General features: G+C 68.6%; 13 protein-coding genes. 10 read left to right on the top strand and 3 right to left on the bottom strand.

What is annotated here, in order from left to right; genetic code table 11:
- Positions 1-15: 15 nt before the first annotated feature.
- Positions 16-441 (bottom strand): pilus assembly protein N-terminal domain-containing protein, encoded by a 426-nt coding sequence (locus tag I4Q42_RS20285; protein ID WP_198577910.1) that lies wholly within the window; start codon positions 439-441, stop codon positions 16-18.
- Between the two features lie 314 nt (positions 442-755).
- Between I4Q42_RS20285 and I4Q42_RS20280 the strand changes: the two genes are divergently transcribed.
- The 10 genes from I4Q42_RS20280 (at position 756) to I4Q42_RS20235 (ending at position 10,393) form a co-directional block, all read left to right on the top strand.
- Positions 756-929 (top strand): Flp family type IVb pilin, encoded by a 174-nt coding sequence (locus I4Q42_RS20280; RefSeq protein ID WP_198577909.1) that lies wholly within the window; start codon positions 756-758, stop codon positions 927-929.
- A gap of 28 nt (positions 930-957) precedes the next feature.
- Complete coding sequence (locus I4Q42_RS20275; RefSeq protein WP_198577908.1) at positions 958-1,134, top strand: Flp family type IVb pilin; 177 nt, start codon at positions 958-960, stop codon at positions 1,132-1,134.
- Between the two features lie 198 nt (positions 1,135-1,332).
- Positions 1,333-1,845, top strand: a complete 513-nt coding sequence (locus I4Q42_RS20270) for an A24 family peptidase (protein ID WP_198577907.1) — start codon at positions 1,333-1,335, stop codon at positions 1,843-1,845.
- 211 nt (positions 1,846-2,056) lie between these two features.
- On the top strand, positions 2,057-2,938 hold the full coding sequence (gene cpaB, locus I4Q42_RS20265; RefSeq protein ID WP_198577906.1) for a Flp pilus assembly protein CpaB: 882 nt from the start codon (positions 2,057-2,059) through the stop codon (positions 2,936-2,938).
- Positions 2,935-4,656, top strand: coding sequence for a type II and III secretion system protein family protein (locus I4Q42_RS20260; protein ID WP_198577905.1), 1,722 nt, complete (start codon positions 2,935-2,937; stop codon positions 4,654-4,656). Before cpaB ends, I4Q42_RS20260 begins: the two co-directional genes overlap by 4 nt.
- Positions 4,657-4,666: 10 nt before the next feature.
- Positions 4,667-5,380, top strand: a complete 714-nt coding sequence (locus I4Q42_RS20255; protein WP_198577904.1) for a CpaD family pilus assembly protein — start codon at positions 4,667-4,669, stop codon at positions 5,378-5,380.
- Positions 5,377-6,897, top strand: coding sequence for a cellulose synthase operon protein YhjQ/BcsQ (locus I4Q42_RS20250; RefSeq protein ID WP_198577903.1), 1,521 nt, complete (start codon positions 5,377-5,379; stop codon positions 6,895-6,897). Before I4Q42_RS20255 ends, I4Q42_RS20250 begins: the two co-directional genes overlap by 4 nt.
- Before the next feature lie 6 nt (positions 6,898-6,903).
- Entirely contained in the window at positions 6,904-8,400 is a 1,497-nt protein-coding gene (locus tag I4Q42_RS20245) for a CpaF family protein (protein WP_198577902.1), read from the top strand.
- 9 nt (positions 8,401-8,409) lie between these two features.
- Positions 8,410-9,387, top strand: a complete 978-nt coding sequence (locus I4Q42_RS20240) for a type II secretion system F family protein (protein WP_198577901.1) — start codon at positions 8,410-8,412, stop codon at positions 9,385-9,387.
- Between the two features lie 13 nt (positions 9,388-9,400).
- Positions 9,401-10,393 carry a type II secretion system F family protein gene (locus I4Q42_RS20235; RefSeq protein WP_198577900.1) on the top strand — a complete coding sequence of 331 codons (993 nt, stop codon included), beginning with the start codon at positions 9,401-9,403 and terminating at the stop codon, positions 10,391-10,393.
- Between the two features lie 2 nt (positions 10,394-10,395).
- Here the strand turns inward: I4Q42_RS20235 and I4Q42_RS20230 are convergent, their stop codons facing one another.
- Together I4Q42_RS20230 and I4Q42_RS20225 are read right to left on the bottom strand one after the other, a co-directional pair.
- A complete protein-coding gene (locus I4Q42_RS20230; protein ID WP_198577899.1) occupies positions 10,396-11,910 on the bottom strand; it encodes a tryptophan halogenase family protein in 1,515 nt (504 codons plus the stop codon).
- Positions 11,911-12,045: 135 nt separating this feature from the next.
- On the bottom strand, positions 12,046-14,808 hold the full coding sequence (locus I4Q42_RS20225) for a TonB-dependent receptor (protein WP_198577898.1): 2,763 nt from the start codon (positions 14,806-14,808) through the stop codon (positions 12,046-12,048).
- Between the last annotated feature and the right edge of the window lie 100 nt (positions 14,809-14,908).

The following is a 14,908-nucleotide window of genomic DNA, read 5'->3' as shown; positions in this document are numbered from 1 at the left end:
CGTGTGCGTATGGGATCAGGGCTGGCCGGCGTTCGGCTGGGCGGCCGAGGTCAGGGTCGTGCAGCGGCCGTCGCAGGCATAGGTCGAGGCGGCCGAGCCGCGCTGGACGGTGACGGCGTCGGCGGCCACGTCGCTGACCAGCACTTGGCCGCCCGTGAGGGTGCGGCCCTGGGCGTCGAAGGCGAAGAGGCTGGTCACGCCCGTGCGCTTGCCCAGCACCACCAGGGTGCGGTCGTTGACCACGCTGACGTCGGCGATCTGCGGATCGCCGACCACCACGTCGCGCACGGCGCCGTTGAGCAGGACCGTCGTGGCCTGGCCGGCGGCCACGGACAGGGTCCGCGGGGCGGTCGGAGCGGCGGCCGGAGACGCCGCCTGGGCGGTCGCGGCGGCCGCGCAGAGGCTGAAGAAGGCGGCGAAGGCGAGCGAAAGGCGGCGCATGGCGGTCCCGTCGGAACAAAATCGATGTCCGCACCCTGCCGAAGAATGGTCAATAAAAGACTAAGAACAGCCTGCCTGCGACAAATGCGACCGTTCAATATCCCTTACAGATAAGGGCATTTCGGCGCTCCGTAAGCGTCATGGTTAAGAATTGATAATGGTAAAACTGAATAAACCAAAAGAAAAACGGAGAAAAATCTACGACGTTTACTGTCGATTAAGTGAGGTGGGCGAAATTGATCGTGTTTTCGGGGATGAACAAGTCGTCACGGCTTGCAGGCCCAGCCAAGTTTTTCTCAGCAGGAGATCAAGTCATGTCGAAGTTTGTCACGCGCTTCCTGAAGGACGAGTCGGGCGCCACGGCCATCGAATACGGCCTCATCATCGCCCTGATCGCTACGGTCATCGTTGCCGCTTTCGGCATCCTGACCCCGAAGCTGAAGGACGCCTTCACCCGCACCGGCGCTCAGCTCGACGCCGCGAAGTAAGACGCGGAACCTCTCGGGGAGGCGCGCCATGGCATCGCTGATCGCTCGTTTCCTAAAGGACGATCGAGGCGCGACCTCTCTCGAGTACGGCCTGATCGCTGCGCTGATCAGCATTGCGGTCCTGGCCGCCGTCCAAAGTCTGAGCGCGCCCATCAAGGGCATGTACAGCCGGACGGCCACCGTACTCGACGGGGCAGGCAAGTAGATCGTCTCCCACAAGGAGAGGTTCGAAGTCTTTTGAAAGGGCCGCGGCGGAAACGTCGCGGCCCTTTCTCTTTGTCCGGCTGCGCGCCGGCCGGCCGTTTGCCCGAAGGCGACAGGCTTTATGTCTGGAAACCATTGCTTCATCGGCGCGGTCTAGACTGTCCGCACATCCAGGGTTCGCCAGGGTTCGAGAGCCGCCATGCAGTTCCTGCAGCTTCTTCCGCTGATCGTCTTCGCCGGTCTGGTCGTCGTGGCCGGGCTGAAGGACATCACCAGCTACACCATTCCCAACTGGATCTCCCTGGCCCTGATCGCGGCCTTCCCGATCGGCGCCCTGGCCGGCGGCATCGGCTGGGCGAGCGCGGGCGTCTGCCTGGCCCTGGGCGTCGGCGTGCTGCTGGTCGGCCTGGCGATGTTCGCCTTCGGCTGGTTCGGCGGCGGCGACGCCAAGCTGCTGGCCGTCTGCGCTCTGTGGCTGGGCTGGCCGGCCGGCCTGTCCTTCCTGCTGACCACGGCCCTGGCCGGCGGCGCCCTGACCCTGGGCCTGATGAGCCTGCGTTCGGGCTGGCTGGAACCGATCATCGCCGGCGGCCCGGCCTGGGTGCGTCGCCTCGGCGACAAGAAGGGCGACATCCCCTACGGCGTGGCCATCGCCTTCGGCGCCCTGGCCGCTCTCCCGCAGAGCGCGATCGGCCAGGCAATTCTCAACTGATCGCCAAAAGCCTGGTTTCGGGTCGCTTTTGCGCCCGCGTCAGGCTGTCGCGGCAGGAAAACCCTCAGAGCAGCCGACCCTTTAGCGGCTGTTAACCATGGGCGCCCCAGTTTGCGATGCGGCCAGAACGGCTGTTCGATCCCTGCGTCTGGAAGGCTGAAGCCCCCGAGCGCGCCGAACCCGTCCTGCCGACGTCAGAGCATCGCCGCGCATGAATCCTGTCAGAATCATCATCGTCCTGGTGGCCGCCGTCTCGGCGATCGGCCTGGCCGTGCTGATGCAAAGCGCCATGGGCGGCAAGCGGTCCGAGACCGTCGCCGCCGTCTCGGCGCCCGCCATCGACTCCAAACCCATGACCCAGGTCCTGGTCGCCAAGCGCGACCTGGCGATCGGCGTGCGTCTGGGCAAGGACGACGTCGAGTGGAAGGCCTGGCCGGCCGACGCCGTCAGCCCCGTCTACATCACCAACGGCGCGGCCGCGGCCGAACCCCAGAACGACGCGGCCAAGGCGGTCAAGACCGTCGGCGACGCCGCCGGCCTGGGCGGTGCGCCGCCCGAGTCCGCCGTCGAGGGCGCGATCGTCCGCGACCCGCTGCTGGCCGGCGAGCCCATCGTGGCCCGCAAGATCGTCCGCGGCGGCGAAGGCGGCTATCTCTCCGTCGTGCTGTCGCCCGGCGCCCGCGCCATGGCCGTGCCCGTGACCTCCGAGAACGCCGTCGGCGGCTTCATCCTGCCCGGCGACCGCGTCGACGTGCTGCAGACCCACGACGCCCCCAATCCGGACGGCTCCAGCCAGACCAAGCAGGTCGTGGCCGAGACCGTGCTGCGCAACATCCGCGTCCTGGCCCTCGACCAGTCGACCACGGCCGACAAGGAAGCCAAGACCATCGTCGCCGCCACCGCCACCCTCGAGGTGCGTCCGGAGGAGGCCGTGGCCCTGACCCGCGCCAAGGCGGGCGGTCCGGTCACCCTGGCGCTGCGCGCCTACACCGATCTCGGCGGGCCCTCGGGCGTCGCCGCCGACTCCCAGGATTCCACGGTCGTCCGCATCAATCGCGGCGGGCAGACCTCCAGCATCGCGGTGCGCCAATGATCCGCCGGTTCGCCTCCGTTTCCCTCGCCGTCCTGACGGCCCTGACGCCTGCTCTCGCCCCCGTGGCGGCTTGGGCCGACGGCCCGCCGGCCGGCGACCGGGTCTATCGCCCGACCCGCGCGGTCCGGTCCGCGCCCGTCGCCGCGCCGGCCTATGCGCCGCCCGCCGGCGACCAGGTGCTGCGCATCGACCTGACCTCCGGGCCCGGGGCCCGCACGCTGAACCTGCCGCGCGGCAAGTCGGCGATCATCGAACTGCCCACCGACGTGCGCGACCTGCTGGTGACCAACCCGCAGGTGGCCGACGCCGTGCTGCGCACGCCGCGCCGCATCTATGTGCTGGGCGTGGGCAAGGGCTCGACCGACGCGGTGTTCTTCGACGCCGCCGGCCGCAAGCTGCTGTCCCTGGCCATCCGCGTCGACGAGGACTCCGGCCTGCTGCAGGACACCCTGCGCAAGGTGCTGCCGGACTCGCGCATCGAGGTCCAGCCGGTCCGTGACAGCGTCATCCTGACCGGCATGGTCGCCAACGCCGGCGACGCCAGCAAGGCGGTGCTGGTCGCCGAGCAATTCGTCTCCAAGCCCGAGCAGGTGGTCAACATGCTGGCGATCGCCGGCAAGGACCAGGTGATGCTGAAGGTGCGGATCGTCGAGGTCCAGCGCAATGTCATCAAGCAGCTGGGCGTCTCCACCGACGTCCTGATCAACGACGGCTACAAGACCTACGGCCTGGGGCAGAGCAGCACCTACGGCGTCAACGGCTCGCAGATCGGCGGCGCCTCGGCCTGCTACGGCCGCAACAACACCCGCACCACCAACTATTCCAACAACGCCTCGGTCAGCAACCAGGGCACCGTCACCAGCGGCAACGCCAATTCCGGCAGTACGACCGTGACCACCACCGAGGTCAACGGCAACACCACCACCACGACCAGCACGACCGCCGACGGCGACAGCGGCAGCACCGCCAACACCCTGACCGGCTTGATATCGAGCGCGGCCAGCACCGCCTACAGCGTGGCGACGGGCGGCAGCACCAGCCTCTGCCTTCAGGCCTTCGAGCGCGTGGGCCTGGTGCGCACGCTCGCCGAGCCCAACCTGACCGTCGTGTCGGGCGAGGCCGGCAAGTTCCTGGCCGGCGGCGAGTTCCCGGTCCCGACGGGCTCGGACGACGAAGGCCGCGTCACCATCGAGTTCAAGCCCTACGGCGTCGGCCTCGGCTACACGCCGGTGGTCATGTCGGGCGGCCGCATCTCGCTGAAGCTGTCGACCGAAGTGTCCGAGCTGTCGAGCCTGGGCGCCTTCACCCTGACCTCGGGCACCTCGTCCACCCTGGTCGTGCCGGGCCTGTCGGTCCGCCGCGCCGAGACCACGGTCGAACTGCCCTCGGGCGGGTCGCTGATGATCGCCGGCCTGCTGCACCAGCAGACCAAGGAGAACATCGACGCGGTCCCGGGCATGAAGTCGCTCCCCATCCTGGGTTCGCTGTTCCGCTCGCGCGACTACCTGAACGGCGAGACCGAGCTGGTGGTGATCATCACCCCCTATATCGTCGATCCGGCCCGGTCTCAGGACCTGCAAACCCCGGCCGACGGTCTGCGGATGGCCGGCGACATGAGCACGGTGCTGTTCGGTCGCCTCAACAAGGTGGTCAAGGCCCCCGCCGGCTCCAATGCCGAGCGCAGCTATCAGGGACCCGTCGGCTATGTCATCGAATAGGAACCCGGCCATGACGCATTGGACTCTCGTGCGCCTGTCCGCGACCGTCGCGGGCCTCGCCGCCCTTTCGGCCCTGGCCGGCTGCGCCTCGAGCGCGACCGAAGAACAGCGCGCCGCCGCCCTGGCCGCCCCGACCGACACCCAGCAGTGGGAAAGCCGGGTGCGGGTCGAGACGGCGCCTGACGAAATCCTGCTGGCGATCCATGCCGAAGGCCTGTCGCAGCGCCAGGCCGAAGCGCTGGACGCCCTGGTGGCCCGCTGGATCGAGGCCGACGGTCGCGAGATCGTGGTCGGCGTCCCGGCCGCCGGCCGTGACGGGCGCGTCTCCCAGGCCATGGTCGCCGCCGTGCGCGAGCGCCTGGTCGATGCGGGCGCCACCAGCACGACGGTCCGGGTCGCCAGCTACGACGCCACCAACGAAAAGAGCCCGGTGCTGCGCGTCGGCTATCTGCGCCATGCGGTGGTCACGCCCCGCTGCGACCAGGCCTGGGGCGACCTGACGGCCACCCGCAGGAACGACGCCTACGCCAGCTTCGGCTGCGCGATCACCGCCAACATCGCCGCCCAGGTGGCCAATCCGCAGGACCTCGCCGGTCCGCGCGCGACGACGCCGGCCGACGCCGAGCGGCGCGACACGGTCATGGCCAAGTACCGCAAGGGCGAACAGACCGCCTCGAACCGAGACGCCCAGGCGGTCGGAACACTGTCAGAGGTTGCGAAGTGACGACTCGAGACCAAGATCCCTTCGACCTGGGCTTCGAGGCCGACGACGAGTTCGCCTCGCCGGTCGCCGGCGACCCCTGGCGCGCGGCGCCGGCCTCGGCCATCGGCCATGATCCGTTCGACGACTTCCCGCCGGCGCGCCCGCGCGGCGAGGCAGCCGCCGCCGTGCCGGTCGCGTCCAATCCGTTCGCCGAGCTGACGGGTCCGTCCGCCGCCGCCCTGCTCGACCTGGCGCGTCCGCCCGAGGTTCCGGCCGCCGCGCCGGTCTGGTCGGCCCCGGTCGCCGAGGAGATCCTGCCTGGCGTCGACGCCACGACCGGCGACGCCAGCGTGCCGCGCATCGCCATCCACGCCTTCGGCGTCCGCGCCGAAACCCTGGCCATCATCGAGGCCGCGGCCGCCGACCGCCGCATGGCCCGGGCCAGCGTCACCACCCGCACCGGCGGCCTCGAGACCGCCGTCGACTTCTACCAGAACCAGGCGACCCCCTCGCTGGTGCTGGTCGAGACCATGGACTCGGCCCAGCGCATGCTGGCCCTGCTGGACGGCCTTGCCCAGGTCTGCGACCCGGGCACAAAGGTCGTGGTCATCGGCCAGACCAACGACATCGCCCTCTATCGGGAGCTGATGCGCCGCGGGGTCAGCGAATACCTGGCCCAGCCGCAGAGCCCGCTGCAGGTGATCCGCGCGGTCACCGCGCTCTACGCCGATCCGGCCGCGCCCTTCGTCGGTCGCCAGGTGGCCTTCGTCGGCGCCAAGGGCGGCGTCGGCGCCTCGACCCTGGCCCACAACTTCGCCTGGTCGATGGCCGAGCGCGTCGAGGCCGCCACGGTCATCGTTGACCTCGATCTGCCGTTCGGCACGGCCGGCCTCGACTTCAACCAGGACCCGCTGCAAGGCGTGCTCGACGCGCTGAGCCAGCCCGAGCGCCTCGACCCGGTGCTGATGGACCGCATGATGGTCCGCTGCGGCGACCGCCTGTCGCTGCTGGCGGCCCCGGCGACCCTGGAGCAGGACTACGAGATCGGCGCCGACGCCTACGAGGAGGTGACGCAGAAGATGCGCGGCGCCGCCCCGTTCGTGGTGCTGGACATGCCTCACCTGTGGGCCCCCTGGACCCGCCGGGTGCTGGTCGGCAGCGACGATCTCGTCATCGTCGCCACGCCGGACCTGGCCAGCTTGCGCAACGCCAAGAACATCGTCGACCTGGTGCGCCAGGGCCGTCCCAACGACGCGCCGCCGCGCCTGGTGCTGAACCAGGTGGGCGTGCCCGGCCGTCCCGAGATCCCGGTCAAGGATTTCGGCGAGGCCCTGGGCGTGACGCCGTCGCTGGTGCTGCCCTTCGATCCCAAACTGTTCGGCCAGGCGGCCAACAACGGCCAGATGATCGCCGAGGTCGCCCCCAAGTCGAAGGCGGCCGAGGGCGTCGATCACCTGGCGCGGCTGATCAGCCGTCGCGAGGCGCCGGCCGCGGTCAAGTCGGCTTCCATCCTGTCGGGCCTGTTCAAGAAGAAGTAGGGGCGAATGTTCGGCAAGCGCGATCAGGCCACCGTCAGCGAGCGCCAGGCGCCGCCGCCCGCCCCCACCGGCGGGGCGGCCATCGCCACGCGCCCGCAGCGCGTCGATCCCGCCGCGGCGGAGGCTCCGGCCCCGGCCAAGACCGCCGCTCCCAAGGCCACCCAGGGCCTGGAGCAGCTGCGCGCCGCCCAAGGCGCGGCCAACCAGACCACCAATATCGTCCGTGAGCAGAGCGACTACTACCACGCCACGAAGACGACGATCTTCAACGCCTTGCTCAACACCATCGACCTCTCCCAGCTGGCCCAGCTCGACCAGAAGCAGGCCGCCGAGGAGATCCGCGACATCGTCGCCGAGCTGGTGGCGATCAAGAACGTCTCGATGTCGGTCTCCGAGCAGGAGCACCTGGTCCAGGACATCATCAACGACGTCCTCGGCTACGGCCCGCTCGAGCCGCTGCTGGCCCGCGACGACATCGCCGACATCATGGTCAACGGCGCCCACCGGGTGTTCATCGAAGTCGCCGGCAAGGTGCAGCTGACCAACGTTCGCTTCCGCGACAATCTGCAGCTGATGAACATCTGCCAGCGGATCGTCAGCCAGGTCGGCCGCCGGGTCGATGAAAGCTCGCCGATCTGCGACGCCCGCCTGCCCGACGGCAGCCGCGTCAACGTGATCGCGCCCCCCTTGGCGCTGGATGGTCCCACCCTGACCATCCGGAAGTTCAAGAAGGACAAGCTGACGATGAAGAACCTGGTGGACTTCAAGTCCATCAGCCCCGAGGGCGCGCGCGTCCTCGGCGTCATCGGCGCCTGCCGCTGCAACATCGTCATCTCGGGCGGCACCGGCTCGGGCAAGACCACCCTGCTCAACACCATGACCGCCTTCATCGACCCCACCGAGCGGGTCGTGACCTGCGAGGACGCGGCCGAACTGCAGCTGCAGCAGCCGCACGTGGTGCGCCTGGAAACCCGTCCGCCGAACCTGGAAGGCCAGGGCGCGGTCAGCATGCGCGACCTGGTCAAGAACTGCCTGCGGATGCGTCCCGAGCGGATCATCGTCGGCGAAGTCCGCGGCCCGGAGGCCTTCGACCTCCTCCAGGCCATGAACACCGGCCACGACGGCTCGATGGGCACGCTGCACGCCAACAGCCCGCGCGAGGCGATCAGCCGTATCGAGAGCATGATCACCATGGGCGGCTACGGCCTGCCCTCGAAGACCATCAAGGAGATGATCGTCGGCTCGGTCGACGTCATCGTCCAGGCCGCTCGCCTGCGCGACGGCAGCCGCCGCATCACCCACGTCACCGAGGTGGTCGGGCTGGAAGGCGACGTCATCGTCACCCAGGACCTGTTCGTCTACGAGATCACCGGCGAGGACGCCGACGGCAAGGTGATCGGCAAGCACCGCTCGACCGGCATCGCCCGGCCGCGCTTCTGGGACCGTGCCCGCTATTACGGCCTCGAGCGCGAGCTGGCCGAAGCGCTGGACGCGGCGGAGTAGGGCGCGGGCATGTTCATCCTGATCGCCGTTCTCGGCTTCATCACCATCGCGGGGCTGGGCTTCGTGCTGACCGGCGGCGGCGAAAGCGGCGGCGCCAAGGCCGCCAAGCGCGCCCAGGTGATCGTCGGCGGCGGCGAGCGCCAGGCCGCCGCGCGGGCCAAGGTCGCGGCCAACACCCCCGACGCCCGCCGCAAGCAGATCCTCAAGACGCTCAAGGAGCAGGACCGCAAGCAGAAGAAGGCGACCCTGACGATCGCCGCCCGCCTGCGCGCCGCCGGCCTGGGCGAAAACGTCAAGATGTTCTGGATCATCAGCGGGGTGCTGGGCGTCGTCGTCGCCCTGGTGCTGCTGCTCGTCCAGAAGATGCCGCTGGTGGCCCTGGGCGGCGGCTTCGCGGCCGGCTTCGGCCTGCCGCGCTGGGTCGTCGGCTTCATGGCCAAGGGCCGGACCAAGAAGTTCACCGAAGCCTTCTCCGACGCCGTCGACATCATCGTGCGCGGCATCAAGTCGGGCCTGCCGGTCCACGACTGTCTGAAGATCATCGGCAAGGAGTGCCCCGAGCCCCTGGCCGGCGAGTTCCGCACCCTGACCGAGAACATCGGCATGGGCATGCCGCTCGACAGCGCCCTGGAGCGCCTCTACGAGCGCATGCCGACCTCGGAAGTGCGGTTCTTCGCGATCGTCCTGAACATCCAGCAGAAGACCGGCGGCAACCTGGCCGAGGCGCTGGGCAACCTGTCGACCGTGCTGCGTTCGCGAAAGCTGATGGCCGAGAAGATCAAGGCGCTGTCGGCCGAAGCCGTCGCCTCGGCCTTCATCATCGGCTGCCTGCCGCCCGGCGTGACCATCCTGATCTCGGTGATCGCTCCCGACTACATGGCCGTGCTGTTCAGCGACGTGCGCGGCCGGGTGCTGCTGCTGGGCGCGGCGATCTGGATGAGCATGGGCATCTTCATCATGCGCCGCATGATCAACTTCAAGTTCTAGGGGGAGGGAACGCATGGCCGCGATGCTGACCGATCCGTCGAACCTGCTGAGCGCCTTCGTGGCGCTGGTGGTGTTCGCCACCATCATCACCCTGGCCGCGCCGGCGATGACCAGCAACGGGCTGGAAAGCCGGCTGAAGTCGGTGGCCAACCGCCGCGAGGAGCTGCGCCGCCGCTCGCGCGCCGCCATGGCCCAGAAGGGCGGGACGAACTCCGGCTCGTCCCTGCGCCACACCGACGATGGCGTCTACAAGACCATCGTCGACCGGCTGCAGCTGTCGCGTCTGCTCGAAGACCCCAAGGTCGTCGACAAGCTGGCCCAGGCCGGCTTCCGCGGCCCCAAGCCGGTCTCGACCTTCTACTTCTTCCGCTTCGTGATGCCGTTCGCCTTCGCCCTGCTGGCGGCGATCTATGTCTACGGGATCAACGACTTCGGCCTGCAAGGCATGCAGAAGCTGGCGCTGTGCGTGGGCGGGCTGACGATCGGCTACTACGCCCCCAACGTCTACATCCAGAACGTCGCCCAGAAGCGCCGCGAGTCCATCGTCTCGGCCTTTCCCGACGCGCTGGACCTGCTGCTGATCTGCGTGGAAAGCGGCATGTCGATCGAGGCGGCGATCCAGAAGGTCGGCGCCGAGGTCGGCTCGTCCTCGATGGAGCTGGCCGAGGAGCTCAGCCTGCTCACCGCCGAGCTGTCCTACCTGCCCGACCGGCGCCTGGCCTATGAGGGCCTGGCCCGACGCACCAACCACCCCGGCATCAAGTCGGTGGCCACGGCCATGATCCAGGCCGAGCGCTACGGCACGCCCCTGGGCACGGCCCTGCGGGTGATGGCCAAGGAAAACCGCGAGCTGCGCCTGTCGGCCGCCGAGAAGAAGGCCGCCAGCCTGCCGCCCAAGCTGACCGTGCCGATGATCGTGTTCTTCCTGCCGGTGCTGTTCGTCGTCATCCTCGGGCCGGCGTTCATCAAGATCTCCGACATGATGGCCAAGAAGCCCGTCGGCTGACCTCAGCCGGCCAGGCGCGCGTTCGGAGACGATCCCAGCGCGGCCAGGAAATCGGCGTGGGTCGGCAACGATCCTGCGGTGCGGGCGGCGATGTGGGCCAGGTTGGACAGCCAGCCGTCGGCCTGGGCGTCGGCGACCGTCGCGGTCATCGGATGGCTGGCGGCCGGGACCACGCCCTGGCCCAGCAGCACCTGCACCCAGCTGCCTTCCTTGAAGAGATCCTCCTCGCGACTGAAGATCCGGCCGGGCCCGGCGAACAGCGCCATCCGCGCGGCCAGGCTGTCGGGGATCTCCATCGCCTTGCGACTGGCCCAGAACGGGGTGTCCTCGCGCTCGGTGGCCTTGTAGTGCAGCACGATGAAGTCGCGGATATTGGCGTATTCCTCGGCGGTCTGGCGATTGAACTCGGCGGTCAGGGCCGGGTCGAAGCCAGTGTCGGGGAACAGCGCCAGCAGTCGCGCCAGGCCCGACTGCACCAGGTGGATGCTGGTCGATTCCAGCGGCTCCATGAAGCCCGACGCCAGGCCCAGGGCCACGACGTTGCGGTTCCAGGCCTGCTTGCGGCGGCCGGTGACGAAGGTCAGCAGCCGCGGCTCGGCCAGGGCCTCGCCTTCCAGATTGTCCATCAGCACCTGGCGAGCGGTGTCCTTGTCGGTCCAGGCGCTGGAGAAGACGTGGCCGTTGCCTGTGCGGTGCTGTAGCGGGATCCGCCACTGCCAGCCGGCCTCGCGGGCCCAGGCGCGGGTGTAGGGAACGGGAGCGGCCGCATCGCGGCTGGGCACGGCCCAGGCGCTGTCCATCGGCAGCCAGCCCCGCCAGTCCTCGTAGCCGGTCTTCAGCGCCTCCTCGATCAGCAGGCCGCGGAAGCCCGAGCAGTCGATGAACAGCTCGCCCTGCACCCGCCGGCCGTCCTTCAGAACCACGGCCCGGACGAAGCCGCTGTCGGGATCCTGGTCGATCTCGACCACCCGGCCTTCCAGGCGCTCGACGCCCCGGGCCTCGGCATGGGCGCGCAGGTGGCGGGCATAGAGCACGGCGTCGAAATGGAAGGCCCAGGTCAGCGGCTCGTCGCCGCCACTCGGCGCGCGGCCGAAGCGGCCGGTGCGGGCGGCCAGGGCGTTGGCCGACCAGGCCCAGAAGTCCTCGTCGGCGGCCCCGCGTCGGCGGGCGTCCAGCCAATAGTGATGGAAGGGCGTCGTGCCCAGCGTGCGGCCGACCGGGCCGAAGGCGTGCATGTAGCTGTGGCCGCGCTTGAACCAGTCGATGAACTCGATGCCGAGCTTGATGGTCCCTTCGGTCGCCCGCAGGAAGGCGTCCTCGTCGAGACCGATGAAGGCGTTGAAGTGGCGCAGCTGGGGGATCGAGGCCTCGCCGACCCCGACCGTGCCGATCTCCTCGGACTCGACCAGCCGGATCCTGGCCGAAGAGCCGAGGGCCTTGGCCAGCAGAGCCGCGCTCATCCAGCCGGCGGTGCCGCCGCCGACGATGACCACGTTGCGGATCGGTCCCGTATCCATGGCGTCCTCCCTTTGCGGCTCGCGGTCGCCCTTTCTGTCGGGGCGCTCCCTGATCGTCGCCGTCTCCTACAAAAAAGAAAAACCCCCGTCGGCGCAGGAAGCCGACGGGGGTGAGGCACGGGGGAAGATCGCGCCCTAGAACTTGTAGGCGACACCGAACATGTAGGTGGTGCCGTACTTCTGGTAGTCGATGGTCCGGCGCTTATCGCCGTTCTCGTAGGTCTTGAACGGCTCGTCGGTGATGTTGTTGGCTTGCAGCATCAGCGACAGGCCTTCCAGCGGACCGGCGCGGAACTCGTAGCCGATCTGGGCGTCGAGGACCGACTCGGTGTCCACCGTGCGGTAGGTGCGGGCGGCCGACAGGCCGGCGACCTCGCCCAGGAACTTGCCGCGATAGCGGTTGCTGATCCGAGCGTTGAAGCCGTTGTTCTCGTAGTAGAACGTGGTGTTGATCACCTTCTTCGACAGGCCGGGCATGTCGATCGGGTCGCTGTCGTCGGTCAGCTTGACTTCGCTGTCGGTCAGCGAGGCGCTGAATTGCAGGCCGAAGTGGCTCAGCGGCTCCCACAGCAGGTCGCCCTGCAGCGTGGTCGAGAACTCGACGCCGCGGATATAGCCGCCCTTGCCGTTGTCCGGACCGGTGACCAGGCCGACGGTGGTGCCGAGCGCGGCGCGCTGGGCGGGAGTCAGCAGGTAGGTGAAGGCCGCGAAGTCCTTGTAGCTCGAGGCGTTGGAATTCACGTAGTTCGACAGCTTCTTGTAGTAGGCGGCGACCGACAGGTAGGACGAGCGGCCGAAGTACTTCTCCACCGAGACGTCGATGCCGTCCGCGATGTAGGGGCGCAGGTTCGGGTTGCCGCCGCTGGCGCTGAAGTACGAGCGGTTCGGATCGGTCGAGGTCAGGTAGGCCGGGGTCTGGTTGAACGACTGGCTGGCGCGCAGTTCGTCCATCCGGGCGCGGGCCAGGGTGCGAGCCAGGCCGACGCGCAGCTTGGTGTCGTTCTGCAGGCCGAAGATCAGGTTCAGGCTGGGCAGGACGTAGGTGTACTTGTCGCCGTCGTCGGTCGAGGTCGGGTTGGCGACGTCGTTGGGATCGACGGCCACGCCGGTCGAGAACTGGTCGGTATAGACCACCTGCACCCCGGCGTTGCCGGTCACCGGGATCGAGCCGACTTCGCTGTCGATGCCGAACTTCACATAGGCCAGGTGCACCTCTTCGCGCACCGACCAGTTGCGGGTCTGCACGGCCGGGTTCTGGTCGGCGATCAGCGTGTAGTAGCCGTTGTTCAGCAGGTACATCGGATCATAGGCGAGCATGCCCTTGATGCCGATCAGGCTTAGGTCGGCCGTGCCGATGATGGCGGCGGTCGGGATGGCGCGGCTGGTCGGGGCGCCGTCGGCGATGCGGCCGCCGAAGGTCAGGAAGCTTTCGTGGACTTCCTTTTCCTTCTCGCGCTTGCTGCCGTTGTAGGCGATCTCGACGCTGTTGATCGGGCCCCACGACAGGTCGCGCTTGGCCGACAGCTTGATGGCCTTCAGCTCGTCCTCGATCGAGGGCGTGTTGTAGAAGCCGGCCTGGGTCAGGGCGCCGCCCGCCGCGCCACCGCCCCAGCCTTGCGGGTCGGTCAGCACGATCTGCGAGGCGTTGGTGTAGTCCAGCGTCGAGCTGAAGATGGTGCCCGCGCCCGGGGTGGTGGTGAAGCCCAGGGTGTCGGTCGCGCCCGTGCCGCTGGGGCCGGTGCCCGAATAGGACTCGAAGATCACGTCCTTGCGCTCGGCGTGCGACCACGACAGGTCGGCGGCCAGGGTCCAGCCGTTGTCGAGCTCGTAGGAGGTGTTCCAGCCCAGCGAGCCGAGCTTGGCGTCACGGGTGTTGAGGTCGTTGCGCATCACGCCCTTGACGCCCGTATAGGTGCCCGAGGTGACGATGCCGTCGGTGACGGTGTAGCCCGGCTGCAGCGAGGCCGAGCTCCAGTAGAGCGGCAGCTCGATGCCGCGCAGGATCTGCTTTTCCTTGAACTCGGAATAGTAGACGTCGAGCGCGCTGCGGAACTTGTCGGTCGGCTTGTACTCCAGCACGCCGATGACGCCGGTGCGCTTGAGGTTATTGGACTGCACGTACGGCTTGGCGCCGCCGATCACCAGGGCGTTGTTGGCGCCCGTGGTCGGATAGCCCCAGGCGTTGAAGCGGCGGCTCTGGGTCGGCGAGGAGATGTACGACGCCGAGACCGCGACGCCGATGGTGTCGTCGGCGAACTGGTCGACATAGGTGGCGCTGAAACGGCGGCCGGTGTCCTCGGCGTCCGGGTTCAGCTTCTTCTCGCCGTTCATCTCGTAGCGGGCGTTGGCTGAGATGACCTGCTTGCCGTAGTCCAGCGGGCGGATGGTGCGCAGGTCGACCGTGGCGGCCAGGCCCTGGCCCACCAGGCTGGCGTCGGGCGTCTTGTAGACGACGACGCCGCTGAGGATTTCGGACGGATACTGGTCGAACTCGACGCCGCGGTTGTCGCTGGTCGAGACCTGCTCGCGGCCGTTCAGCAGCACGGTGTTGAAGTCGGGACCCAGGCCCCGGACCGAGATCGACTGGGCGCGGCCGTCGAGGCGCTGGGCGGTCAGGCCGGGCAGGCGGGCCAGGGATTCGGCGATCGAGGTGTCGGGCAGCTTGCCGATGTCTTCGGCCGAGACGGTCTCGACGATCGAGGTCGAGGCCTTCTTCAGGGCGATCGAGTTCTCGATCGAGGCCCGGATGCCGGTGACGGTGATTTCCTCGACCGTGGTCTCGGTGCTCTGGGCGGCGGCGTCCTGGGCCTGCGCGGCCCCGGCGGCGACCAGCAGCGCCAGGCCGGTGGCGGCCCCGCTCATCAGCGCCGCGCGGCGCAGCTTGAATCGGATGTCCATGATGTTCCCTCCCGCAAAGTTGTCCGCGCGGTTCTCCCGCGCCGTGTTGCGCAAATTACTGCAAATGACTTCCGCCTTTTGCAACTGAAAAATGGACGGA

The organism is Caulobacter hibisci (assembly GCF_016135805.1).
Classification (GTDB): Bacteria; Pseudomonadota; Alphaproteobacteria; order Caulobacterales; family Caulobacteraceae; genus Caulobacter; species Caulobacter hibisci.
The sequence above is the reverse complement of the archived record's forward strand: the minus strand, read 5'-3'. Positions and strand labels throughout refer to the sequence as shown.

Excerpts from the sequence above, each read along its gene's own strand:
- I4Q42_RS20225 (WP_198577898.1), bottom strand. The coding sequence starts at position 14,808 with ATGGACATCCGATTCAAGCTGCGCCGCGCGGCGCTGATGAGCGGGGCC.
- I4Q42_RS20260 (WP_198577905.1), top strand. The coding sequence starts at position 2,935 with ATGATCCGCCGGTTCGCCTCCGTTTCCCTCGCCGTCCTGACGGCCCTG.
- I4Q42_RS20280 (WP_198577909.1), top strand. The coding sequence starts at position 756 with ATGTCGAAGTTTGTCACGCGCTTCCTGAAGGACGAGTCGGGCGCCACG.
- I4Q42_RS20270 (WP_198577907.1), top strand. The coding sequence starts at position 1,333 with ATGCAGTTCCTGCAGCTTCTTCCGCTGATCGTCTTCGCCGGTCTGGTC.
- I4Q42_RS20275 (WP_198577908.1), top strand. The coding sequence starts at position 958 with ATGGCATCGCTGATCGCTCGTTTCCTAAAGGACGATCGAGGCGCGACC.
- I4Q42_RS20245 (WP_198577902.1), top strand. The coding sequence starts at position 6,904 with ATGTTCGGCAAGCGCGATCAGGCCACCGTCAGCGAGCGCCAGGCGCCG.
- I4Q42_RS20235 (WP_198577900.1), top strand. The coding sequence starts at position 9,401 with ATGGCCGCGATGCTGACCGATCCGTCGAACCTGCTGAGCGCCTTCGTG.
- I4Q42_RS20255 (WP_198577904.1), top strand. The coding sequence starts at position 4,667 with ATGACGCATTGGACTCTCGTGCGCCTGTCCGCGACCGTCGCGGGCCTC.
- I4Q42_RS20240 (WP_198577901.1), top strand. The coding sequence starts at position 8,410 with ATGTTCATCCTGATCGCCGTTCTCGGCTTCATCACCATCGCGGGGCTG.
- I4Q42_RS20285 (WP_198577910.1), bottom strand. The coding sequence starts at position 441 with ATGCGCCGCCTTTCGCTCGCCTTCGCCGCCTTCTTCAGCCTCTGCGCG.
- cpaB (WP_198577906.1), top strand. The coding sequence starts at position 2,057 with ATGAATCCTGTCAGAATCATCATCGTCCTGGTGGCCGCCGTCTCGGCG.
- I4Q42_RS20230 (WP_198577899.1), bottom strand. The coding sequence starts at position 11,910 with ATGGATACGGGACCGATCCGCAACGTGGTCATCGTCGGCGGCGGCACC.